Source organism: Halochromatium salexigens, assembly GCF_016653295.1.
GTDB classification, from domain to species: Bacteria; Pseudomonadota; Gammaproteobacteria; order Chromatiales; family Chromatiaceae; genus Lamprobacter; species Lamprobacter salexigens.
Genome location: NZ_NHSF01000069.1, coordinates 1 through 22,091, shown reverse-complemented (window position 1 = coordinate 22,091; position 22,091 = coordinate 1). Strand labels below are relative to the sequence as shown.

At 64.3% G+C, this 22,091-nt stretch carries 21 protein-coding genes; 8 read left to right on the top strand and 13 right to left on the bottom strand.

Annotation, left to right across the window (positions count from 1 at the left end; translation table 11 throughout):
• Positions 1 to 62 precede the first annotated feature (62 nt).
• Both CCR82_RS14790 and CCR82_RS14785 read left to right on the top strand, forming a co-directional pair.
• Complete coding sequence (locus tag CCR82_RS14790) at positions 63 to 1,769, top strand: glycerol-3-phosphate dehydrogenase/oxidase (protein WP_201246575.1); 1,707 nt, start codon at positions 63 to 65, stop codon at positions 1,767 to 1,769.
• A 44-nt stretch (positions 1,770 to 1,813) separates the two neighbouring features.
• On the top strand, positions 1,814 to 2,848 hold the full coding sequence (locus CCR82_RS14785) for an agmatine deiminase family protein (protein ID WP_201246574.1): 1,035 nt from the start codon (positions 1,814 to 1,816) through the stop codon (positions 2,846 to 2,848).
• Between the two features lie 10 nt (positions 2,849 to 2,858).
• On the opposite strand, the gene CCR82_RS14780 is transcribed toward CCR82_RS14785, so the two are convergent.
• Genes CCR82_RS14780 through CCR82_RS14765 form a run of 4 tightly spaced genes read right to left on the bottom strand, consistent with a single transcriptional unit; the run spans position 2,859 to position 7,091 of the window.
• Positions 2,859 to 4,310, bottom strand: coding sequence for a bifunctional 2-methylcitrate dehydratase/aconitate hydratase (locus tag CCR82_RS14780; RefSeq protein ID WP_201246573.1), 1,452 nt, complete (start codon positions 4,308 to 4,310; stop codon positions 2,859 to 2,861).
• On the bottom strand, positions 4,311 to 5,489 hold the full coding sequence (prpC, locus tag CCR82_RS14775) for a bifunctional 2-methylcitrate synthase/citrate synthase (protein WP_201246572.1): 1,179 nt from the start codon (positions 5,487 to 5,489) through the stop codon (positions 4,311 to 4,313). It lies immediately after the preceding gene.
• 5 nt (positions 5,490 to 5,494) lie between these two features.
• Complete coding sequence (prpB, locus tag CCR82_RS14770; RefSeq protein ID WP_201246571.1) at positions 5,495 to 6,376, bottom strand: methylisocitrate lyase; 882 nt, start codon at positions 6,374 to 6,376, stop codon at positions 5,495 to 5,497.
• A gap of 34 nt (positions 6,377 to 6,410) precedes the next feature.
• Positions 6,411 to 7,091 carry a GntR family transcriptional regulator gene (locus CCR82_RS14765; RefSeq protein WP_201246570.1) on the bottom strand — a complete coding sequence of 227 codons (681 nt, stop codon included), beginning with the start codon at positions 7,089 to 7,091 and terminating at the stop codon, positions 6,411 to 6,413.
• Between the two features lie 266 nt (positions 7,092 to 7,357).
• On the opposite strand from CCR82_RS14765, the gene CCR82_RS14760 reads away from it, so the two are divergent.
• On the top strand, positions 7,358 to 9,463 hold the full coding sequence (locus CCR82_RS14760; protein WP_242513514.1) for a transporter substrate-binding domain-containing diguanylate cyclase: 2,106 nt from the start codon (positions 7,358 to 7,360) through the stop codon (positions 9,461 to 9,463).
• Positions 9,464 to 10,021: 558 nt separating this feature from the next.
• On the opposite strand, the gene CCR82_RS14755 is transcribed toward CCR82_RS14760, so the two are convergent.
• Genes CCR82_RS14755 through CCR82_RS14745 form a run of 3 tightly spaced genes read right to left on the bottom strand, consistent with a single transcriptional unit; the run spans position 10,022 to position 12,320 of the window.
• Positions 10,022 to 10,210: a DUF2283 domain-containing protein gene (locus tag CCR82_RS14755; RefSeq protein ID WP_201246568.1), complete on the bottom strand. Its 189-nt coding sequence runs from the start codon at positions 10,208 to 10,210 to the stop codon at positions 10,022 to 10,024.
• Positions 10,207 to 10,431: a DUF4258 domain-containing protein gene (locus CCR82_RS14750; protein WP_201246567.1), complete on the bottom strand. Its 225-nt coding sequence runs from the start codon at positions 10,429 to 10,431 to the stop codon at positions 10,207 to 10,209. Before CCR82_RS14750 ends, CCR82_RS14755 begins: the two co-directional genes overlap by 4 nt.
• A complete protein-coding gene (locus tag CCR82_RS14745) occupies positions 10,428 to 12,320 on the bottom strand; it encodes a propionyl-CoA synthetase (RefSeq protein WP_201246566.1) in 1,893 nt (630 codons plus the stop codon). The genes CCR82_RS14750 and CCR82_RS14745 overlap by 4 nt, the downstream gene beginning before the upstream one ends.
• 240 nt (positions 12,321 to 12,560) lie before the next feature.
• Here CCR82_RS14745 and CCR82_RS14740 point away from each other — a divergent pair, with 240 nt between their 5' ends.
• A complete protein-coding gene (locus CCR82_RS14740) occupies positions 12,561 to 12,944 on the top strand; it encodes a DUF805 domain-containing protein (protein ID WP_201246565.1) in 384 nt (127 codons plus the stop codon).
• Positions 12,945 to 12,969: 25 nt separating this feature from the next.
• On the opposite strand, the gene CCR82_RS14735 is transcribed toward CCR82_RS14740, so the two are convergent.
• On the bottom strand, positions 12,970 to 13,680 hold the full coding sequence (locus CCR82_RS14735) for a metal-dependent hydrolase (RefSeq protein WP_201246564.1): 711 nt from the start codon (positions 13,678 to 13,680) through the stop codon (positions 12,970 to 12,972).
• The gene (locus CCR82_RS14730) at positions 13,680 to 14,939 is read right to left on the bottom strand and encodes a multifunctional CCA addition/repair protein (protein ID WP_201246563.1); all 1,260 of its coding nucleotides are present in this window, start codon (positions 14,937 to 14,939) and stop codon (positions 13,680 to 13,682) included. The genes CCR82_RS14735 and CCR82_RS14730 overlap by 1 nt, the downstream gene beginning before the upstream one ends.
• 93 nt (positions 14,940 to 15,032) lie before the next feature.
• On the opposite strand from CCR82_RS14730, the gene CCR82_RS14725 reads away from it, so the two are divergent.
• Both CCR82_RS14725 and CCR82_RS14720 read left to right on the top strand, forming a co-directional pair.
• Positions 15,033 to 15,548: a DUF2939 domain-containing protein gene (locus CCR82_RS14725; RefSeq protein ID WP_201246562.1), complete on the top strand. Its 516-nt coding sequence runs from the start codon at positions 15,033 to 15,035 to the stop codon at positions 15,546 to 15,548.
• 57 nt (positions 15,549 to 15,605) lie between these two features.
• Positions 15,606 to 16,025: a phospholipase A2 family protein gene (locus tag CCR82_RS14720; RefSeq protein ID WP_201246561.1), complete on the top strand. Its 420-nt coding sequence runs from the start codon at positions 15,606 to 15,608 to the stop codon at positions 16,023 to 16,025.
• Between the two features lie 7 nt (positions 16,026 to 16,032).
• On the opposite strand, the gene CCR82_RS14715 is transcribed toward CCR82_RS14720, so the two are convergent.
• Positions 16,033 to 16,647, bottom strand: coding sequence for a response regulator transcription factor (locus tag CCR82_RS14715; RefSeq protein ID WP_201246560.1), 615 nt, complete (start codon positions 16,645 to 16,647; stop codon positions 16,033 to 16,035).
• Positions 16,644 to 19,304, bottom strand: a complete 2,661-nt coding sequence (locus CCR82_RS14710; RefSeq protein ID WP_338073183.1) for a PAS domain-containing sensor histidine kinase — start codon at positions 19,302 to 19,304, stop codon at positions 16,644 to 16,646. Before CCR82_RS14710 ends, CCR82_RS14715 begins: the two co-directional genes overlap by 4 nt.
• Positions 19,305 to 19,416: 112 nt before the next feature.
• On the opposite strand from CCR82_RS14710, the gene CCR82_RS14705 reads away from it, so the two are divergent.
• Together CCR82_RS14705 and CCR82_RS14700 are read left to right on the top strand one after the other, a co-directional pair.
• Complete coding sequence (locus CCR82_RS14705) at positions 19,417 to 19,896, top strand: RDD family protein (protein ID WP_201246559.1); 480 nt, start codon at positions 19,417 to 19,419, stop codon at positions 19,894 to 19,896.
• Positions 19,896 to 20,540, top strand: coding sequence for an MBL fold metallo-hydrolase (locus CCR82_RS14700; protein ID WP_201246558.1), 645 nt, complete (start codon positions 19,896 to 19,898; stop codon positions 20,538 to 20,540). The genes CCR82_RS14705 and CCR82_RS14700 overlap by 1 nt, the downstream gene beginning before the upstream one ends.
• A 44-nt stretch (positions 20,541 to 20,584) precedes the next feature.
• On the opposite strand, the gene CCR82_RS14695 is transcribed toward CCR82_RS14700, so the two are convergent.
• Both CCR82_RS14695 and CCR82_RS14690 read right to left on the bottom strand, forming a co-directional pair.
• Entirely contained in the window at positions 20,585 to 21,391 is an 807-nt protein-coding gene (locus tag CCR82_RS14695; protein WP_201246557.1) for an Lcl C-terminal domain-containing protein, read from the bottom strand.
• 259 nt (positions 21,392 to 21,650) lie between these two features.
• Positions 21,651 to 21,869 carry a four helix bundle protein gene (locus CCR82_RS14690; RefSeq protein ID WP_201246556.1) on the bottom strand — a complete coding sequence of 73 codons (219 nt, stop codon included), beginning with the start codon at positions 21,867 to 21,869 and terminating at the stop codon, positions 21,651 to 21,653.
• Between the last annotated feature and the right edge of the window lie 222 nt (positions 21,870 to 22,091).

The window sequence follows — 22,091 nt, the reverse complement described above, 5'->3', positions numbered from 1 at the left end:
GTCGATCGCTGGGCGGACTCCGTGGTTTTGGTTTGTCGCTTCTTGGGAGCCGCTGACGCACGATGAATCTGAGAGACAGCAATCTCGCCAAGCTCCCCAATCGGGTGTTCGATGCGCTGATCATCGGCGGCGGCATCAACGGCGCCGTCTCGGCGGCGGCGCTCTCGGGCAAGGGCGCGAGCGTGGCACTGATCGATCAGCGCGACTTCGCCGGTTTCACCAGTCAGCAGTCGTCGAACCTGGCTTGGGGTGGGATCAAGTACTTGGAGAGCGGCGACTATGGGTTGGTGCGCAAGCTGTGCCTGAGTCGCAATCATCTGATCGACAGCTATCCGAGCCGGGTGCGGGAGATCCGTTTCTTCACCACCATCGACAAGGGCTTTCGGTTCTCGCCCTGGTTCCTGTGGATCGGCACCTGGGTCTATTGGCTGTTCGGCAATGGCTACACCCGCATCCCGCGCCTGATGAGCAAGGGCCAGATCCGGCGCGAGGAGCCGGTGGTCAATACCAGCAAGGCCGCCGGTGGCTTCGAGTATTCCGATGCCTATCTGCATGATAACGACTCACGCTTCGTGTTTCAGTTCGTGCGTGCGGCCATGGATCGGGGCACCATTGCCGCGAACTATGTCGAGTCGCTGGGCTCGCGGCGCGAGGGCCAGGGTCAAGACGCGGTCTGGATCACCGAGGCACGCGATACCCAGCGCGGTGAGCACTTTCAGATCCGCTCCAAGATCCTGATCAACGCCGCCGGCCCCTTCGCCGATGGACTCAATCAGCGCAACGGCGAGCAGACCGCGCATCAGCATCTGTTCTCCAAGGGCATCCATCTGATCGTGCCCCAGATCACGCCGCAGCAACATATTCTGGCCTTCTTCGCCGATGATGGCCGGCTGTTCTTCGTCATCCCGATGGGGGTGCGTACCTGTATCGGCACCACCGATACGCCGGTCGAGCGCCCGTTCACCGAGGTCACCGATGAAGACCGCGACTTCGTGCTCGAGAACATCAACAAGCGCCTCGAGCTGGCCCAGCCACTGACCCGCGATGACATCATCGCCGAGCGCTGCGGGGTACGCCCGCTAGTGGTGCAGCGCGCACCCAACGCGGCTGGCGATGGCACGGCTGGCGATGGCGACGCCACGGAGGGCACGGCGCGCGACTGGATGCAGCTCTCGCGCAAGCATGCGATCGATGTCGACCCGGCACACGCGCATCTGTCGATCTTCGGCGGCAAGCTGACCGACTGTGTCAACGTGGGCAATGAGGTCGCGGAGATTGCGACCCAGCTCGGCGTGAGGCTGCCGCATCCGCATTATCGCTGGTATGGCGAGCCGCATCGTTCGGTCCATGAGGAGTACAGGCACCAGGCGCGGCTGATGGATCTCGACAGCTACACCTCGCCGGATTCGATCGAGCCGCTCTCGAGTCGGCTGTGGCGGCGCTACGATCAGCAAGCGTTCGAGCTGCTGGCGCAGATCCGCGAAGACCCGCGTCAGGCCGAGGTGCTGATCAAAGGCACCGATTACACCCGCTGCGAGATCCAGCTGGCCAAGCGCCAGGAGATGATCGTCACGCTCGAGGACTTCCTGCGCCGGCGCTCGAAGATCGCGCTGGTGGTGCCGCGCCAGACCATTCAGCGGGCCGAGGGTCTGATGGAGGCCTGCGAGATCCTGTTCGGCGATCAGGCGCAGGCGCGCTATGACGAGTATTTCTGTGAGGATTGCGAGATCACACCGGCACAGTCGCAGCAGACGCCGGATGTTGCTTAGCCGGGTGCCGTCTAGCCCGAAGCCGAAGAGGTCACTATCGATCCATGCGCCATCTACCTGCCGAATGGGAGCCGCAACAGGCGGTCATGCTGACCTGGCCACACGCGGGCACCGATTGGGCCGCCCAGCTCGAGGCGGTCGAGGCCGTCTACCGACGCTTGGTGCAGTTGATCATCCGCGATCAGGCCGTGCTGATCGTCTGTCGAGACGAGGCACATCGGCGTGTGATCCAAGCGCAGCTGAGTGAACTCCCCAACAACAACAGCCCTGCCGTACGCATCCAGTTCGCCGTTGCCCCAAGCAACGACACCTGGGCGCGCGATCATGGACCGATCAGCGTCATCGACCGCGCCACCAATGCGCGCATCCTGATCGACTTCCGCTTCAACGGCTGGGGCGGTAAGTATCCGGCCGAACTCGACGATCGGATCACCGCCCGCGTCTACGCGGCGGCCAGCGAACGCCTGGAGCCAAGTCCGCTCGTGCTCGAAGGCGGCGCCATCGAGAGCGACGGCGCGGGCAGCCTGCTTGCCGTGCGCCGCACGCTCGTCGACCCCAAGCGCAATCCGGGCTGGAGCCAAGCCGCGATCGAGGCCGAGCTACGCGACCGGCTCGGCGTCGAGCGTATCCTCTGGCTCGAGCACGGCCAGCTCAGCGGCGATGATACCGATGGTCATATCGACACCCTAGCGCGCTTCTGCGATCCGCAAACCCTCTGCTATGCCGCGAGCACCAACCCCAAGGACTCGGATCATCCGGCGCTCGAACAGCTCGCCGCTGAACTGCATGCGCTACGCCAGCGCAACGGCGCGCCCTATCGGCTAGTCGCGCTGCCGCAACCGGCACCGATCCATGACGAGGACGGCCAGCGTCTACCGGCCGGCTATGCCAACTTCCTCATCACCAATGGGACCGTGCTGGTTCCGGTCTACGATGACCCGGCGGACGCCATCGCTTGCGAACGCCTCGCCGCCTGTTTCCCCGGCCGGCGCATCGAGCCGGTCGATTGCCGGCCACTGATCCGCCAGGGCGGCAGCCTGCATTGCATCACCATGCAGTTAGCCGCAAGCGCTCAGTAACCGCAAGCGCTCAAAGGCTCAACAGCGTCATCATCCGCTCCACCGAGCAGGCCTCGAACGCGGCCTGATCGGCGCAAAGCGCGAGGATCGCATCGCTGTTCTTCTGGCTGATGCGCCCGCGCAGATAGCGCTCGAACTTGGCCTCGAGCAGTGGGATGCCTTCGTCGCGCCGGCGGCGATGCCCGACCGGATAGTCGACGCTGACCTTGTCGGTTCTCGAGCCATCGGCGAAGAACACCTGCACCGCGTTGCCGATGGCGCGCTTGTCCGCCTCCAGATACTCGCGCGTGAAGCGCTCGTTCTCGACTACCTCCATCCTCGCGCGCAACTGATCGATCAGCGGGTTCGCGGCTGCCGCATCTTCGTAGTCATCGGCACCGAGGCTGCCCTGGATCAGCGGCACCGCGACCATGTACTGCAGGCAGTGATCGCGATCGGCCGGGTTGTTCAGCGGCCCGGTCTTGTTGATGATGCGGTCGCCAGATTCGGTGGTCTCGATCAGGATGCGCTCGATCTCGCCGAGCCGGTCCTTGACCTGCGGATGCAAGGTGATCGCCGCCTCGACGGCGGTCTGGGCATGGAACTCGGCCGGATAGCTGATCTTGAACAGCACGTTCTCCATCACATAGGTGCCGAACGGCTGCGCGAGCTGGATCGGCTTGCCGCCGAAGCTGACATCCTGGAAACCCCAGCCCTTGGCGGTCAGCACCGAGGGATAGCCGATCTCGCCCTTGAGCGCCGTGTAGGCCAGGAACAGCCCGCGTGCCGAGGCATCACCGGCGGCCCAGGACTTGCGCGGGCCGGTGTTCGGCGCATGGCGATAGGTGCGCAACGCCGAGCCATCGAGCCAGGCGTGGGAGACGGCGCTCAGCACCTCGTCGCGGTTGCAGCCGAGCATCGCTGCGGCCACGGCGCTCGAGGCGATCCGCACCAGCAGCACATGATCCAGCCCGACGCGGTTGAAGCTGTTCTCGAGCGCGAGCACGCCCTGGATCTCATGCGCCTTGATCATCGCCTGCAGCACATCGCCCAGGGTCAGCGGCGCCGAGCCATGGGCCAGGGCTTGGCGCGACTGGAAATCCGCCAGCGCCAAGATCGCGCCGAGGTTGTCCGAGGGATGGCCCCACTCGGCGGCGAGCCAGGTGTCGTTGTAGTCGAGCCAACGCACCATGGCGCCGATATTCCAGGCCGCGCGCAGCGGGTCGAGCTGATAGGAGGTGCCCGGCACGCGCGCGCCACCGGGCAGCTCGACGCCGGACACCACCGGCCCGAGCAATTTGCTGCAGGCTGGATAGTTCAGCGCCAGGAGTGCACAGCCGATGCTGTCCATCCAGTCATAGCGGGCGGTCTCCATCGCCTCGCGACTCTGGCGCACATCGACGTCTAGCGCATAATCGGCGATCCGTTGGATCACCTCGTCGTAATCGGGACGCGAGGCGTCCAGGGTAGCGGCTTTGCTCATTCAGGAACGCTCCTCGATCGGCACCCAAGCGCGGTTCTCGGGGCCTGTGTAGTGGGCTGACGGGCGGATGATCTTGTTGTCCTCACGCTGCTCGATCACATGCGCGCCCCAGCCGGTGACGCGCGAAATGACGAACAGCGGCGTGAACATCGCGGTCGGCACGCCCATCTGGTGATAGGAGACGGCCGAGAACCAGTCCAGATTCGGGAACATCGTCTTCAGCTCCCACATCACCGACTCCAGCCGCTCGGCGACCGCGAATAGGCGTGTGTCCCCGGCCTCTTCCGAGAGCGCCTGGGCGACACGCTTGATGACCTGATTGCGCGGATCGGCGACCGTGTAGACCGGATGCCCGAAGCCGATCACGATCTCCTTGCGACCGACGCGCGCGCGGATATCGGCCTCGGCCTCATCGGCGGTCCAATAGCGGCTCTGGGTGCGGAACGCCTCTTCGTTGGCCCCGCCGTGCTTGGGGCCACGCAGCGCGCCGATGGCGGCGGTGATGGCCGAGTACATGTCCGAGTGGGTGCCAGCGACCACGCGCGCGGCGAAGGTCGAGGCGTTGAACTCGTGCTCAGCGTAGAGCACCAGCGAGGTGTGCATCGCCCGCACCCAGGAGGCCTTGGGCGTCTCGCCATGCAGCAGATGCAGGAAATGGCCGCCGATCGAGTCATCCTCGGTCTCGACCTCGATGCGCCGGCCATTGACCGCGAAGTGATACCAGTACAGCAGCGCCGAGCCGAAGCTCGCCATCAGCCGGTCGATGATCTCGCGCGCCTCGGCGGTCGGGTGCGTGTCGCGCTCCGGCAGGCAACTGCCCATCACCGAGCAGGCGGTACGCATCACGTCCATCGGATGCGCCGAGGCCGGGATCGCCTCCAGCGCCTGTTTCACCGCCTGCGGCAGACCGCGCAGCGAGCGCAGTTTGGTCTTGTACGCGGTCAGCTCCGCCGCGTTCGGCAGCGCGCCGTGGATCAGCAGATAGGCGATCTCCTCGAACTCCGCCTGCTCGGCGAAATCGAGGATGTCATAGCCGCGATAGTGCAAATCGTTGCCGGTGACCCCGACGGTGCAGATCGCCGTGTTGCCGGCGGCGGTACCGGACAAGGCGACCGATTTCTTTGGCTTGGGCAGACCGCTGTTGGCGGCGCTGGTGTCGCTAGCTTTGGCGTTGGTCATGGCCTCTACTCCGCTGCGAAGAGTTGATCGAGCTTTTGCTCGTAGGCGTGGTAGCCGAGGTAATCGTAGAGGTCGGCGCGGCTCTGCATCAGCTCCATCACCGGCGCCTGCGTGCCTTCATGGCGCAGCGCCTGATAGACCGAGAGCGCGGCGGCATTGGCGGCACGGAAGGCGCTGAGCGGATAGAGCGCGATGCTGACCCCGACGCTGGCCAGTTCATCGACCGTGAACAGCGGCGTCGAGCCGAACTCGGTGATGTTGGCCAGCACCGGCACGCCAACCGCGTCGATGAAAGCGCGATACTGCGCAAGCTCGGTCACCGCCTCCGGGAAGATCGCATCGGCACCGGCCTCGACACAGGCTTGGGCGCGCTCGATCGCCGCCTCGAGCCCCTCGACCGCGAGCGAATCGGTGCGCGCCATGATCACGAAGTCGTCATCGAGACGGGCATCGACCGCCGCCTTGATCCGGTCGACCATCTCCTGCTGCGGCACGATCGCTTTGTTCGGCCGATGACCACAGCGCTTCTGCTGCACCTGGTCCTCGAGATGCACCGCCGCCGCGCCAGCCTTGTTCATGCCGCGCACGGCGCGGGCGATATTGAAGGCACCGCCCCAGCCGGTATCGATATCGACCAGCACCGGCAGCTCGGTGACATCGGTGATGCGACGCAGGTCGATCAGCACATCATCCATGGTGGTGATGCCCAGATCCGGAATCCCACAGGAGCCGGCCGCGACGCCACCGCCGGAGAGATAGAGCGAGCGAAAGCCAGTCGCCTCGGCCAGGCGGGCATGGTAGGCGTTGATCGCGCCCGCGCATTGCAAGGGCCGCTCTTCGGCCATCGCGGCGCGCAAGCGGGCGCCGGGGTTGGTTGTGACGGTCATGGTTGATCTCCTTGGTGGTGGTCTTGGTCTCAGATCAGGCCAGCGCCTGCTCAAGATTACGGCGCGATGAGCGCACATGTTGGCGCATCACCAGCTCGGCCATTTCCGGGTCGCGCGCGCGGAGCGCATTGAGCAGGTAACAGTGCTCATCGAAGGCTTGCCGCGAGCGCTGGCTGCGCATCCCAAACTGCACCCGGTACATCCGCAGCAGGTGATAGAGGTCTTCGCACAAGAGCGCGATCAGCTGCCGGTTCTTGCTGCCCTTAACGATCCGGAAATGGAAGTCGAGATCGCCTTGTTTTTGGAAATAGACTTGGCCTTGCTCCTGCTCGATCTGCTGCCCGTGCTGCTCGAGCAGGGCGCCGAGCGCATCGATCTCAGCGGTGGTCATCGCCTGCGCGGCGAGACGTGCCGCCATCCCTTCGAGCGCCTCGCGCAACTGAAAGATCTCGATCAACTGCGCCGCGCTGAGTTCGACCACGCGCGCACCCAGGTTCGGCTTGCGTTCGACCAATTTGCAGGCCTCGAGCCGGGCAATGGCCGCGCGCAACGAGCCCCGGCTCACACCATGACGGCGCGCCAGCTCGGGCTCGCTGATCTTGCTGCCCTGCGGCATCTCACCCTCGACGATCGCTTGTTGCAGGGCCTCGAACAGGCGATCCGTCAGGGTGCCGCCAGTGCTCGGCTCAAGGGCGATCAGGGAGGAGTCATTCATCGCTGGCGCCAGCAAAGTGTCAACACCTTTTGGGTCATTTCGGCTTATCTTGCGATGACTCTAGCAGATGAAGCAAGATGTGTCGACAGAATCAGACGGATAGGAGATCCAAGCCACCCTGAGAAACTTGCTAATCGGGCTGTGGCATGTCATACCGGAAGCGGTTGAGAAAGGCCCCTGAGTCAAGTCAAACGATGCACATGCAATGCCGCTTCAGGCGCTCCCCCTATCTTATAGCCGTCGCAGCGCTTCTCTGCGCGGCGCTCATGCCGGCCCCGCAGCTGCTCTGGGCCGACTCCGCCGAGCCTGACACCAAGGTGGTTCTGACGGACGCGGAACAGGCCTTTCTCCGCCAGCATCCGCGCATTCTTTTGGGCAGTGATGAGACCTGGGAGCCTTACGTCATCGCGGCGGCGGATGGCAGCATTCGTGGCTACGATGCCGATATTCTGGAACGCGTCAATGCGCTGACCGGTGCCAACTTCGAGTTGGTGCTGGGGTGCTGGAGCGACATGCTGGCGGCGGCACGGGAGCGTCGCATCGATGGTCTCAGTAGCAGCGTCGTCCATGAGGAGCGCCGAGACTTTCTGAACTTTTCCAGCCCCTATATTTCGTTGCGCAAAATGTTGCTGGTCGCCAGTGGCAACCCGGCAAACATCCGTTCGGCTCGGGATTTGGCCGGCAAGACCCTGGCAGTGCAGCGCGGCAACCTAGCAGACGAAAAGCTGGCGCGCGGTGTCGCTGGTGCCGAACTCATCCTTTTAGACGATGTTGCCGACGCCATCCTCGCGGTTGACCGCGGCGAGGCCGATGCCACCTTCGGCAACAGTGCGACACTCTTGGCGGCCAGCCGGATCGGCCTGCCCACCCTGGAAGTTGCGACCAATCTTGGCGAGACCTTGGATGAGGTGTTCTCGGTGCGCAATGACTGGCCCGAGGCGCTGAGTATTCTCAACAAAGGCCTGGCCGCGATTCCGCCGCAAGAACGGGTGGCGATTCACCGGCGCTGGTTCTTCAACTGGGGCGGTGACCCCAAGCAACTGGTGGCGCTGAACCCCGAGGAGCGCAGCCATCTCCTCGATCAGCAGCCGCTGCGCCTGTGCGTCGATCCGCAATGGATGCCCTACGAGCACCTGGACGATGACGGCCACTATCGGGGGATGATTGCCGACATCCATCACGCACTGGCCAAGCGGCTCGATATCAGGCTCGAGATCCTGCCCACCGCAACCTGGGCCGAGTCGCTGCAAGCCGCCCGTGAAGGGCGCTGCGATCTGCTCTCGGCAGCAGTGGAGACGCCCGAGCGCTTGTCCTTTCTCAGTTTCACCCCCGCCTTTCTGGATGTGCCCTTGGTCGTCGCCACCGGCCAAGAGCAACCCTTTATCGATAGCATCCTGGATGCCTCCGATAAAACCTTTGCGGTGATTCGCCATCACGCACTCGAAGAGATTTTTCGTCGTCGCTACCCTGGCATCCAACTAATTGAGGTGGAGAATCCACGCACCGGGCTTGAGGCTGTGCGCGAGGGGCGGGTATTCGGCTTCATCGACACCAGCGTGACCATCGGCTATGCGATGCGCAAATACCAGTTCACCGACGTCAAGATTGCCGGCAAGCTTGAGGAGCGCTATGCGCTAACAGTCGGCGTGCGCGGCGATGATCCCCTGTTGCTGTCGATCTACAGTAAAGCCGTGGAGTCCTTGTCTGCGCAAGAGGTCGACCAAGCCGTGTCGCGCTGGACCTCAGTGGAGACCGTCAAGGAGCTTGATCGTCCGTTGTTGTTTAAGATAGTCGGCGCGCTTGGCGTGATCGGCTTGCTGTTGTTCTATCGTGATCGCCTCATGTCCGGCTACAACCGCCGCCTGCAGGAGGCCAATCGGCAGCTTGAGGTGCTCTCGACCACCGACCAACTGACCGGCGTCGCCAACCGGCACAAGTTTGTTGATATCATGACCCAAGAGATTGTCCGCGCGGAGCGTTACAAGAGTGCACTGTCGTTAATCATTGCCGATGTCGACCATTTCAAGACCGTCAATGACAATCTCGGTCATGATGCCGGTGATCGCGTGCTCATCGCGTTCGCGCAATTGTTTGTTAACAAAAGCCGGAGTTGCGATTTGGTCGTGCGCTGGGGCGGCGAGGAGTTTCTGTTGCTCTGTCCGCAAACCGATCTGGAATCCGCCACCCAATTGGCCGAGTTACTCAGGCAACGCGTTGCCGAGAGCGACCTCGGAATTGGCAGACCCATCACCGCGAGTTTCGGCGTCGCCCAGTACCGCGCGTCAGAAGACATCAACAACCTCATCACACGCGCAGACAGCGCCCTCTATCGCGCCAAAGCGCAAGGAAGAGACCGAGTCTGCACCGCCTGAGGCCAAGTGGAAATCAAGATTGATCGAGGCACTGCGCACCCAGAGCCCGAACCAGGGACACGCACGGATGAGGCTGGCGCGGAAACCAATCGGGCGGGCGACCTCCGCGATCAAGTCCCCGGTCGCGGGAGCGCACCTGACCCCGACGTGAGCCGACCCTCTCCCCGGTACCCTCTACAGCTCAAGGCTCGGCAAGTTCTGTAAGCGATGCCGGCATTGTGATTGGGTTTGTCTACACGTCAAAATGGTTTAGAAGTATTGCATTTTATATATAGCGAGAAGCGAGCGACCTTGCCGCACGAGGTGGTGAACTAGAGCTGAACGCCCAAGGATTAGAGGTCTGGCTCCAGCGTAGGGAGAAGCCCGGCCGCTGAGGTCAAGAAAGCCGCATCGACCGCTGCTGCCGAGCAATGCATCATTCCGGGCCAGATCGAATTCTGGGCCAAAGTGGAACGGGCGTCACCTCACCAAACGTGTGGCCAGACAAGTCGCTAACGCTACCTGTGGAATGATTGGCCAATGACGCCGGATAGCTGAACAACAGGCAACGGGAAGACCTCAGGCGGCATCGTCCAGCGACGGCGAGCGGATGCGCTTGCTCACCGACAGGACCTCGATACCGACCAAATGGCCTTCGGCATCGTAGTCAGCATTGATGCCTGGCTCGATCGTCTTGGTGGTCTCAACCTCGGAGGAGGAGATCTCGAAATAGGCGGCGTCCGCCCCGGCGTCGAATTCCAGCTTCACAGGTCTTTTACCTCATCATCGAAATAGGCCGTCACGATCGCGACCGGATCGACCGTCTCGTTGTAGATAACGCGCAACACGCGAAAGGCGCGTTCCGGAACCAGGCACAGCACATGGGCTAAATCGGCGTCATCTGGATCATCCTCGATGCGAGCCGGGCGCTCCAACGCCCTCGCAATCCATTCGCGCTGGATCTTGCGTCTGAGACAACGCTCGCTCACCGGGCATACCCCATCTCCCGCAGCGAGGCGGCGATCTCGTCGAGGATCGCCGGATCATCGATGGTCGCCGGCATGGTCCAGGTTTCATGATCGGCGATCTTGACCATGGTGCTGCGCAGGATCTTGCCCGAGCGCGTCTTCGGCAGTCGCGAGACGATGGCCACGAGCTTGAAGGCCGCGACCGGGCCGATCTGATCGCGCACACGTTGGATCAGCTCGGCATTCAGCTCGGCCACACCGCGCTCGACGCCGGCCTTGAGCACCACCAGCCCCAGCGGCAGCTGCCCCTTGAGCGCATCGTGCACGCCGATGACCGCGCACTCGGCGACATCCGGATGGCTCGCCAGCACCTCCTCGATCTGTCCGGTCGAGAGCCGGTGTCCGGCGACGTTGATCACGTCATCGGTGCGGCTCATGATCCAGATGTAGTCGTCGGCATCCTTGAAGCCGGCGTCGCCACTGAGGTAGTAGCCCGGGTGGGCGCTCAGATAGGCTTCGCGGAAGCGCTCATCGTTGTTCCAGAGGGTCGGCAGGCAGCCGGGCGGCAGCGGCAGCTTGAGGCAGAGATCACCCATCTCGCCGACCGGGCGTTCTTGCCCCTGATCATCGAGGATGCGCACGTCATAGCCGACCATGGCGCGGGTCGGCGAGCCGGCCTTGATCGGCAGCTGCTCGATGCCGAGCGGATTGGCGGCGATGGCCCAGCCGGTCTCGGTCTGCCACCAGTGATCGATGACTGGCTTCTCGAGCAGGACCTCGGCCCAATGCAGGGTGTCCGGATCGCAGCGCTCGCCGGCCAGGAACAGGCTCTGCAGACCGCTGAGATCGTAGCGCGCCAGATGCTCGCCCTTGGGGTCGTCCTTCTTGATCGCGCGGATCGCGGTCGGCGCGGTGAACATCACCTTGACGCCATGCTCGCTGACCACGCGCCAGAACGCGCCCGGATCGGGCGTACCGACCGGCTTGCCCTCATAGATCAGCGTGGTGCAGCCGGCCAGCAGCGGCCCGTAGATGATGTAGCTATGACCAACCACCCAGCCGACATCGGAGGCGGCCCAGAACACATCGCCGGCGTGCGCGCCGTAGATGTTCGCCATCGACCAGTGCAACGCCACCGCATGGCCGCCGTTGTCGCGCACCACGCCCTTGGGTCGACCGGTGGTGCCGGAGGTGTAGAGGATGTAGAGCGGATCGGTAGCCGCGACCGGCACGCAGTCGGCGGGCTCGGCCGCCGCCACTGCCTCGTCCCAGTCGAGATCGCGCCCCGGCTGCAGCTCGGCGGCGAGCGGCGGGCGTTGCTTGATGATGCAGGCTGTGGGCTTGTGCGTGGCCTGCTCGATGGCCGCATCGATCAGCGGCTTGTAGGCGACTGTCCGGTTCGGCTCGATGCCGCAGGAGGCCGAGAGCACGAGCTTGGGCTGGCAATCATCGATGCGGGTCGCCAGCTCGCGCGCCGCGAAGCCGCCGAACACGACTGAATGGATCGCGCCGAGACGCGCGCAGGCGAGCATCGCCATGGCCGCCTCTGGGATCATCGGCATGTAGATGATCACCCGATCGCCGCGGCCGACCCCCTGCGCGGCAATCGCGCCGGCGAGTGCCGCGACCTGATCGCGCAACGCCTGATAGCTGTAGCGCTGGATTTGATCGGTAACCGGGCTGTCGTAGATCAGCGCCAGACGCTCGCCGTGGCCGGCGTCGACGTGCCGATCGAGCGCGTTGTAGCAGGTATTCAGCCGCCCGCCCGCGAACCAGCGCGGGGTTGGCTGCGCTGTGCGATCGAGCACCTGCTCCCAGCGCTGCTCCCAGTGCAGGCCCTCGGCGGCCTCGGCCCAGAAGGCCCCAGGGTGTTCGATCGAGCGCTGATAGATTTCGGCATAGGTTGGCATCGTCAAGCTCCCCAGGTGGTCGTACTCGTGTTTTAGTGGCGTTTCCGGGCACGCCGCAGTCCACCGCAGCCTGTATTCACCAGGCCGCGAGCGTACCGAGTCTAAGGGATCAAGATGAGCCGAGCACGTCACCTGACGTCACAGCTGGGCTAGCGAAGACTTGCATCGGATCGATCCTAACAGGATCATCGACGATCGCTGGTTCACGGTCGATGCGCACAACTCAAAAAAGGTAGAAAAATGAATTGGTATCTTGAGGTCTTGCGGAAGTACACGGTGTTCACTGGTCGCAGCCGCCGCAAGGAGTACTGGTATTACTTCCTGATCAATTTTCTGATCATCACCGCGCTGCTGATCATCGACGACATGCTCGGCACGCTCGATCCGGAAGCCGGCATGGGGCTGCTCAGCGGCCTCTACGCACTCGCGGTGCTGCTCCCCGGTCTGGCGGTGGCCGTGCGGCGTCTGCACGACACCGGCCGCACCGGCTGGTGGGTGCTGATCGCGCTGATCCCCATCGTTGGCCCCATCATCCTGATCTTCTTCCTGATCCAAGAGAGCGTGGACGGCGCCAATCAGTACGGCCCCAACCCCAAGGCCGCCAACAAGGACGACGTCGTCTAACGAGACGGGGCCAAGCCGATTCGCCTCACCAACGCGGCCAGTGCGCGACCAACGGCTCGGTGGGAATGCCCAACTGACCGATACCGGCGAGCACCGGGGTCGGGTCGGGAGTCATCCCGAGCAGCCACACCGTCGCGCCGATCAGCAACAGCGACCAGGGCCAGGCGCGCAGGCTGAGCGGCTTGAGGGCGGTGCCGAACGAGCGTTTCACACGCCGGCCGAGCAGATCGACACTCGCGATCTCGTCCAAGGTGAGATGGGTCAGATAACCGAGCAGCACAAAGCCGCCGGCCAGCCAGGCCAGTAAGGGCTCGACCTCCAGCCAAAGGTCCGCCGCCACGGTCATCGCCAGCGCCAGCACGAAGGCCATCAACAGGGTGTGCCAAACGCCACGGTGCACGGTCAGGCGCGCAAATGCCCAGCGCAGCGGAAAGGCAACGAACAGCGTCACGACGACCCAGATTGCGATCTGCCCAAGCACACCGACCTCGATCGGCACATGGCTGTCCAACTCAAACGCCACCATGAAGCCAAGGATGATGCCAACGCTGTTGAACAACGCGCGCACCGGCTTCGAGTCGTCGGCATCGATATCCGGCAACAGGCTCGCCGTGGTGCCGATGACGAACAGCACCTGGGTCTCGGTGCTGTCGATCAGGCCTTGGCCATAGGCGGCGAAGGCGGCGATCCCGGAGATCAGCACGCCGCCGGTCAAATGTCCCTGGAAATTCGCCATCAGGTCGCCTTTCGTGTCTGGTGGATCGCGCGGATGCGCGCTTCGCGCAACCGCTGTGGGATCAGGGCCTTGGATTCGCTCGCCTGGGCGATGGCGGCAGCATCCACGGCACGCGCCGCGCTCGCCAGCCGGCGCAAAAGCGCGGCCTGCGGATATTCGCGCTCCTCGTAGCCGGTGCGGCCGCGAAAATCGGCCTCGCAGGCGGTCAGCATCTGCTCGAAGCGCTCGGGGCGGCGGAACAGATCGACCCCATCGAACAGATCCTGGATGGTCGCGGCGCGCAGCTCATCGACCTTGTGCACCTGGCCGTGGAAACGAGCGGTGATCCGCGCCAGCTCACAATAGCGCTTCGGCACCCGCAGCCGCGCGCAGACCTCGGCGAGCAGGCTGACGCCGCGCTCTTCGTGGCCGTGATGACTGGGCAGGATCTCGGGCGGGGTGTTGCCCTTACCGAGATCATGGCAGAGTGCCGCGAAGCGCACCTCGGCCTCTGGCGAGAGCCGCGCCGCGGTGTCGAGCACCAGCATCACATGCACCCCGGTGTCGATCTCGGGGTGCCACTTGGCCGGCTGCGGCACCCCCCAGAGCCGGTCCAGCTCGGGCAGCAGCCGTTGCAGCGCACCGCAGGCGCGCAGGGTCTCGAAGAACACCGACAGGCGCGCGCCGGCGCGCGGCTCGTTGAGCAGTTTGGAGAGTTCGGCCCAGACCCGCTCTGGCACCAAGGCATCGACCTCGCCGGCCGCGACCATGCGCCGCATCAGGCCCAGGGTCTCCTCGGCGATCTCAAAGCCGAGCCCCCACAGCCGGGCGGCGAAGCGCGCGCTGCGCAGGATGCGCACCGGGTCTTCGCCGAACGCCGGCGAGATGTGGCGCAAGCGCCGCTGCTCGAGATCGGCCAGGCCGCCATAGGGATCGATGATGCGCCCATCGGCGGTCTCGGCGAGCGCATTGATGGTCAGGTCCCGACGCGCGAGATCCTGCTCCAGGGTCACGCTCGGCTCGGCATGGAAGACGAAACCGTGGTAGCCCGGCGCGGTCTTGCGCTCGGTGCGCGCCAGCGCATATTCCTCCCTGGTCCGCGGATGCAGGAACACCGGGAACTCCTTGCCCACGGGCAGAAAGCCGCGCCGCAGCATCTCATTGGCATCGGCGCCGACGACCACATAATCGCGCTCCTCGAACGCGAGCCCGAGCAGCCGATCGCGCACCGCGCCGCCGACGAGATAGGTTTCGAGCCCAGAGGTCGCAGAATCACTCATAGTTTTCGCATTATGCCAGCCGCGCAGGTTTCAGCACGATCGCGGCGACCCTCGTAAAATAGCGGCTTTGCTGACCAACATCCGATCACTCCCATGGCCCGCATTCTTGGCCTCTTGCTCCTGCTCGCCGTCGTCACCTACGGCCTCTGGCCCTACTACAGCCTGTTTCGCATCCACAGCGCGCTGCAGGAGCCAAGTGCCGAGGCCTTGGCGCCGCACGTCGATCTGGCCGCCATCCAAACCCATTACAAGACCCGTATCAATCGCAGCGTCAAGGGCTTCCTGCCGCCAACCGCGAGTCAGGACCAGACCGAGGCCGATCAGGTGATCGGCTGGCTGGCCGATAACCTGAAGCGGCTCGGCAACGCGGCCCTGGAACAGGCGATCACGCTCGACTGGGTCCGCGCCAGCCTGCTCGAGGCCAGTCGGCGCGCCGATGCCGAAAACCTTGACGCCAAGGACGGGCGCTTCATCGGCGCGGTCGATTTCGCCTTCTTCGAGTCCTGGGACCGCTTCGTGGTCCGTTTTGGCGAGATCGGGGAGCACCCGACCTTCGTCATCCTGCGCTTCGAGGAGGGCGAATGGCGCATCACGGATATCACCGGCTGACGCGCCTCACGGCTTCGTTCACATCTGGCGTCCCTGCTTGCTTCTGGAGAGCACATCATGTCCCGGCATCCACAGTCTTTCCCGCTGTCCGTCTCACGCTCGGCCCTGCTGGCCGGCGCCCTGCTGCTGCTCGCCGCCGGCAACGCCGCCGCGTTCAAATGCATGCCTCTCTACGGCAACTGGTGCGGCATCAACCATCCGAGCCACGGCTGGCCACCCCCGGTCGATGCCTTCGATGCCGCCTGCATGCGCCACGACCTCTGCACCGCACAGCCGGGGCCGGACACCGGCTGCGACATCGCCTTCGTCTCGCAGCTGCATGGCATCGCCGCGCAGGTCGGCTATCTGCCGCGACCGCTGCAATGGGCCGAGTACGTCATCCGCCTCAAGGCCGGCGGCCCCTGGGGCGGGATGCCGCTGCCAACGCCTGGCGATGCCCTGGGGGTGATGTCGAGTCTGGCCGCGCCCTGCTGGTAGCACCGACTCAGGGTGGTGTGCTGGCGATCATGGCCATGCGCACCAGCTCGGCGAGAGAGTCAGCCCGCGTCTTGTCCATCACCCGCGCGCGGTGGACCTCGACGGTCTTCGCGCTGACACTGAGCGCGGCGGCGATCTCCTTGTTCGATTTTCCGTCCGTCACCATCGCCATCACCTCGTGCTCGCGCGGCGTCAGCTCGGCGAGGCGGGCGGCGATCTCGGCCTTGCGTGTCTGCAGCGCGCGCTGCTGCTCGTCGTATTCGAGGGCCTTGCGCAGGCTGTTGAGCAGTTGTTCATCGTCGAACGGCTTCTCGATGAAATCGACCGCGCCGGCTTTCATCGCCTTCACCGCCATCGCCACATCGCCGTGACCGGTGATGATGATCACCGGGATACGGATCGCGCGCCGGCCCAAGTACTCCTGCAGCTCGAGCCCGCTCATCCCCGGCATGCGCACATCGAGCAGCAGACAGCCGGCGCGCCCGGTATCGTAGGCATCGAGAAAGGTATGCGCCGAGTCGAAGGTCTCGACCCGCATGCCGACCGACTCGATCAACCAGTGCAGCGAGCCGCGCATGGCCTGGTCGTCATCGACGACGAACACGGTCAGTTCCTGGTTCATCCGTGCGTGCCCCCGGCGCGTGGTTGTTCGATCAGCATCAGCGGGCGCGCATCGGTCAGGCCCGGCGTGCCGGCGCGTGCGCGCTCGTCGAGTGCCTCGGTCGCCACCGGCAACTCGACCTGGAACACCGTGCCCAGCCCGGGCTCGGATTCGGCGCGAATGGTGCCGTCGTGATCCTCGAGGATGGTCAGACTGATTGGTAGCCCCATACCCATTCCGGTCTCTTTGGTGGTGAAGAAGGGATCGAACAGCAAGCTCATGCGCTCCGGCGGAATGCCGGGACCATTGTCGCGCACCCGCACCAAGGCGCGATCCTCCACGCGCCGGGTGCTGATCAGCAGCACGCGCTCGCCTGGGGAGCGCTCCTCGAGCGCATCCAAGGCATTGCGCACCAGGTTTAGCAGCACCTGTTCGATCTGCACCAGATCGACATCCACCGGGATCGCCTCCTCGGCGAGCTGCTGCTCGATCTGCAGCTCGAGCTTGGCGGTCTCGAACTCGACGAAGCTGCAGACCTCGCGCACCAAGAGGTTAAGATCGACCGCCGAGCGGATCGGCTGCTGCTTGCCGACCAGCGCCCGCAGGCGCTTGATGATCTCGCCGGCGCGCTGCGCCTGCCCCGAGATGTGCGCCATCGCGTCCACCAGTGCCGCGCTGTCGCCCTGGCCGCTCTTCAGCCGGCGGCTCGCGCCATTGGCGTAATTGACGATCGCCGCCAGCGGCTGGTTGAGTTCATGCGCCATCCCGGTCGCCACCTCGCCCATGGTACTCAAGCGGCAGACGTGGACCAACTCGGCTTGATGCTGACGCGACTCCTGTTCGGCGCGGCGCACGGCGGTGATATCACGCGCATAGATGTTGACATAACCGAGTTCCTGGATTGGCACGAACAGCAGCGCGTAGATGGTACTGCCCAGATCGTCCTCATGCTCCAGGGTCTCGCCGTCTTCGAGCACCGCGCGCACCTGCTCACACCAGCGCGTCGGCAGTGGCCCGCCAGGCTCGGTCTCCCAGGCCCGGATCAACGGTTGGCTGGCGGCGTTGGCATAGACGATGCGGGCGGCACCGTTGACGCGCAAGATCGGGCTCGGACTCTCGCTGGCGAAGCGGGCCAAGCCCTTGATCTCGCGCTCGGCCTCCTTGCGCTTGGTGATGTCGTGGATATAGAGCGTATACACCGGCTCCTCCTCGAGCGCGATCGGCACGATCGAGACCTCGATCGGGAACAACTGCGCGTCGTCGCGCACCGCGCGCAGCTCGGTGCGGGCATGGGGACGCTCGCCGAGGGGACCGCGTCGGCTCGACTCGCGCAGCAGGCCGATGAAATGGGCGCGGTCGTTGGGGGCGACGAAGGTGCCCACGAAGTCGAGGCCGATGATGGCCTGGCGATCGAAGCCCAGCATGCGTTCGGCGGTGGGATTGTAGTCGATCACCGCGCCGGCGCGGTTGAGGGTCACGATCGCATCCAGCGAGGCCTCCATGATCGCGGCCTTGAGCGCCTCGGTCTCGCGCATCTCGTGCTCGTGCTTGCGCCGCATCTCCTCGCGCGCGCGCAGCACCAGCGAGGTGAAATGCTGCATCCATTCCTCGAGCAGCACGAGCTGGTTGCCGCCGCCCCTGAAGCCCGGCTGCTCGATGCCGAGCGCCCGCTGCGAGAAGCGGGTCATGCGCTTGAGCACCTTGTTCAGCCGCGCCGAGACCAGATAGATCACCAGCGAGAACACGGCGATGAAGACCAGCGCGGCGATCAAGCGCTGGTTGCGCTCGAAATCGATCACCTTGTCCGACATCTTGGTGACGATGCGCTGGGGGATGAAGGTCGCGAACAGCATGTTCCAGTTCGAGCCCTCGTAGGCCGGCAACGACTGCGAGGTGACCAGGTACTCATCGCTCCACTCGCTGAGCAAGGTGCCGGGGATCAACTGCTGGGGTTCGTTACTGGCGAGGATGCGCTGCTCGTCGGCATCGATCAGTGCCACCGCCGAGCGATCCGCCGAGAAACTGCCCTCGGAGGCGGCGAGGAACGCCGCATCCACCGCCACCAGCACCACCAGGCTGCCCATGGTATAGCCGCTGGCATCCTCGACCCGATCGCTGACCACCAGATAGGGTTGATCGTCGAAGCGCGCCAGCACACTGCGCACCTCGTCGAGCCCCCCGAGCCATTGGTTGAGATTGCCGGTCAGCTCCTCCGGCAACCGCGCGTCACCGGCCTGATAGACTTCGCGCACCAGCCCGCGCGAGTCCACCAAGAGCACATGGCTCGGGGCCAGCAACGCATTGCGGCCGAACACATCCGGCAGCCAGAAGGGCCGGAATCCGGCATAGACCACCGGATCGACGATCTCACCGGGGAACCAGAACAGCGGCTCCAGGTATTGCGCCAGGCGCCGATGGTTGGCCAGCAGGCGCGTCGTCGCCGCATAATTGGTCATGTACTGATCGAAGCGGATCAGGCTCTCGCGCGCGCGCAGATCGAGCCGCATCGAGAGTTCGCGCCCAAAGATGCGCTCGATGGCCTTGCTCTGCACCTGATCGAGCACGATCCAGACCGCGAGCCCCGCAATCAGGCCGATCAGGATCCCGATCACCGGCATGGGCAGCCGGCGCAGCAGATGAAACAGCGTTACTTTGATGCTGAAACGGGGCAGTGTCACTGAGCAACCCGATGGTGGAACGGCAGCCGGCGCTAGCCAGCGCTGGCTGCATCTGGGTAAGGTGGGGAGCTTAGTGAGCAACGACCGACCTGATCAACCCTCGAGCCACCCCATGACCGACCTGTCCCAGTCTCGCAGCCCCGGCTTGCCGCGCCGCCTGGCGGCGATCCTCTATGATCTCCTGCTGCTCGGTTCCGTGCTGATCGTGGCCGCCTTCGTTTACAGCATCCCAGTGCAGAGCCTGACCGGCGCCGATCTCGCCGAGGGCAGCGCGCGGCTGTTGTTCCAGCTCTATCTGCTGCTGGTGATCCTCGGCTACTACCTCTACTTCTGGACCCAGGGCCGCCAAACGCTGTCGATGCGGGTCTGGCGACTGCTCATCCTGCGCGAGGACGGCGCGCCGCTTGGCACACGCGATGCCATGCGCCGCCTCGGTTTCGCCCTGCTGACCCTGGCGCCGGCCGGGCTCGGCCTCTGGTGGATGCTGTTCGACCGCGAGCAGCAGACCTGGTACGACCGTCTGGCCGGCACCCGCACCCTGCTGCTGCGCAAGGACGCCGACCGGCGCCGCTCAACCAAAGAGGCCGACTGATGCGCTTCGAGATCATCCCCGTCACCCCGTTCGAGCAGAACTGCACCCTGCTCATCTGCCCCACCACCCTGGAGGCCGCGATCGTCGACCCCGGTGGCGAGCCGGAGCGCATCAGCGCGGTGCTGGAGCGCAGCGGCGCGACGCCGCGCATGATCCTGCTCACGCATGGGCATCTCGATCATGTCGGCGCCGCGCCGGCGCTCGCCGCCGCGCTCGGGGTGCCGATCATCGGTCCACAGCGCGCCGATGCCTTCTGGCTCGAGGCCCTGCCGCGGCAGGCGCAGATGTTCGGCTTCCCACGGCAGGCCGCGTTCAGTCCCGACCAATGGCTCGCGCACGGCGACCAGGTGCCGCTCGGCGAGCGCCGACTCGAGGTGCTGCACTGTCCGGGTCACACGCCCGGCCATCTGGTGTTCGTCGACCGCGCGGCCGGTCTGGCCCAGGTCGGCGATGTGCTCTTCCGGGGCGCGATCGGCCGCACCGACTTCCCGCGCGGCGATCATGGCCAGCTCCTGCGCTCGATCCGCGAGCAGTTGTTCCCGCTTGGCGATGCGGTGCGCTTCATCCCCGGCCACGGCCCGATGGGCACCCTGGGCGAGGAGCGCCGCACCAATCCCTTCGTTGGTGAACCGCGAGCGCGCTGATCTGATGCGTTGAGGAACTGTTTGGCGCAACAAACTACCGCCGATTATGGGCAACGGCGCCGAGAGAATCCACCGACTTCGGATCTCAAGTCCGTTAGCGTATTGCTATCTGACGAAAGGGCGAAGTGTATCGGCTCTGACCAAACTTCTCCCTCTCCCGATAGGAGAGCTGTCGCTTTGAACTCAGAATCCCCCAGTCGCTCAATATTGGTCAGGGGACCATCACTTTCGTGGAATTGTATCGAATCGGCGCTAATGCGCAAAGACGAATCGCCCAGACCAGTACCACATTCCGCGATATCAGCGTTCCATTCTCCTCGAAATAAGGCGGGGACGAGTTGCAACGATTGTGCCGCACGCACGAGGTGAACGTATAGGGCGATGCTCTTACCGTGGCTGCTGACGTTGCCAATGCTGATCTGGACGCTCCACGCGAAGCCCGAATAGCTGGCATACGGCGACGAAGACCAGAACCAGTTTGACGGCGTATTCGGAAAATAGCGCTCATTGATTGCCGGGTTGTAACAGCGTAGCTCGACCAGTGAAGCCAGCTCATTCTTGTTCGGCAAGCGCCACAGATCACTACCAGCAAAGACCGCAGCCTCGGCATGCTGCAGCGCCACTTGCCAGCTGAAGGTCTGGGCGCTTCCAGTGGCACAGCCCGCCCCGCTCAGACCTTCGGCGCATTGCTTCCAGATGAGCCCGGTAGCCAGATCGGTGACCGTGCCATTACCGTTGTCTTGAAATCGGCTGTCAGGAGCGGTCGCAACCACCGCATCGTTGCAGGTCTGCTCGGCTTGTGCCGCGATCATGCAGAGGCTCATGCCAAGGGCGGTCAAGGTGCGCATCATGGGTCTAGCCATCAGGGTTCCTGGTTCCTCGCTTTCGGGTCGCGAATCCAATCGGGCGCCGGTCAGTCAAGCCCGCGTTTGGAGCAATGGGCCATCGTCAGGGCCAAGGGACAGGTCGCGCAAAACGCGGCGCTTTATACCGCCGGGCAGATAGCCCTCCTCGGCGGCAAACAGGTACGGCAGCCCAGCATGGCGCATACCACAGCCAAGCTCTGGAAGAGCTTGCGACTCTTTGCCAACCTGGATCTGGAGCTTGAGATCATCGATCTGCTTCGACTAACCGCATCACACGAGCAGACTGATCGTCACCGCGTGGTGCGGTACGACGGACCAACTGGCAGATCGTCATGGCTTGGCGACGCAGATCCGTACCCAGGGTGTATTTGTGATAGCGCGGAAGGTCGCGCACCGCTTGATCGATGGCGAGCAGCAGCCGGTTGGCATCACGCCAGAACGGGAAATAATGCGGCTGTCTCACCAATCACCCGCATCACTGCTGGACACTAAGCGGATGACAAAAGGCAAAATCACTGTCCCGCGCGCACGAGGCGAACGTGCTTGTCGATGTCCTTAGGTGATTTCCAGAAACAGTTATACCGAGCAGGCAGGCTTGATCAAGATATCCCACTTCGGCAGATCGGGGTTGCGCAGTAGCCGCGCTTCGACCTCTCGCATGGCCTTCTTGGTGAGTTTGACGCCC

Bases quoted from the DNA above. Each gene is read 5' to 3' on its own strand.
- CCR82_RS14720 (WP_201246561.1), top strand. From the start codon at position 15,606: ATGTCCCGGCATCCACAGTCTTTCCCGCTGTCCGTCTCACGCTCGGCC.
- prpB (WP_201246571.1), bottom strand. From the start codon at position 6,376: ATGACCGTCACAACCAACCCCGGCGCCCGCTTGCGCGCCGCGATGGCC.
- CCR82_RS14745 (WP_201246566.1), bottom strand. From the start codon at position 12,320: ATGCCAACCTATGCCGAAATCTATCAGCGCTCGATCGAACACCCTGGG.
- CCR82_RS14715 (WP_201246560.1), bottom strand. From the start codon at position 16,647: ATGAACCAGGAACTGACCGTGTTCGTCGTCGATGACGACCAGGCCATG.
- CCR82_RS14725 (WP_201246562.1), top strand. From the start codon at position 15,033: ATGGCCCGCATTCTTGGCCTCTTGCTCCTGCTCGCCGTCGTCACCTAC.
- CCR82_RS14765 (WP_201246570.1), bottom strand. From the start codon at position 7,091: ATGAATGACTCCTCCCTGATCGCCCTTGAGCCGAGCACTGGCGGCACC.
- CCR82_RS14760 (WP_242513514.1), top strand. From the start codon at position 7,358: ATGCCGGCCCCGCAGCTGCTCTGGGCCGACTCCGCCGAGCCTGACACC.
- CCR82_RS14785 (WP_201246574.1), top strand. From the start codon at position 1,814: ATGCGCCATCTACCTGCCGAATGGGAGCCGCAACAGGCGGTCATGCTG.
- CCR82_RS14790 (WP_201246575.1), top strand. From the start codon at position 63: ATGAATCTGAGAGACAGCAATCTCGCCAAGCTCCCCAATCGGGTGTTC.
- CCR82_RS14735 (WP_201246564.1), bottom strand. From the start codon at position 13,680: ATGGCGAATTTCCAGGGACATTTGACCGGCGGCGTGCTGATCTCCGGG.
- CCR82_RS14730 (WP_201246563.1), bottom strand. From the start codon at position 14,939: ATGAGTGATTCTGCGACCTCTGGGCTCGAAACCTATCTCGTCGGCGGC.
- CCR82_RS14695 (WP_201246557.1), bottom strand. From the start codon at position 21,391: ATGATGCGCACCTTGACCGCCCTTGGCATGAGCCTCTGCATGATCGCG.
- CCR82_RS14740 (WP_201246565.1), top strand. From the start codon at position 12,561: ATGAATTGGTATCTTGAGGTCTTGCGGAAGTACACGGTGTTCACTGGT.
- CCR82_RS14780 (WP_201246573.1), bottom strand. From the start codon at position 4,310: ATGAGCAAAGCCGCTACCCTGGACGCCTCGCGTCCCGATTACGACGAG.
- CCR82_RS14705 (WP_201246559.1), top strand. From the start codon at position 19,417: ATGACCGACCTGTCCCAGTCTCGCAGCCCCGGCTTGCCGCGCCGCCTG.
- CCR82_RS14700 (WP_201246558.1), top strand. From the start codon at position 19,896: ATGCGCTTCGAGATCATCCCCGTCACCCCGTTCGAGCAGAACTGCACC.
- prpC (WP_201246572.1), bottom strand. From the start codon at position 5,489: ATGACCAACGCCAAAGCTAGCGACACCAGCGCCGCCAACAGCGGTCTG.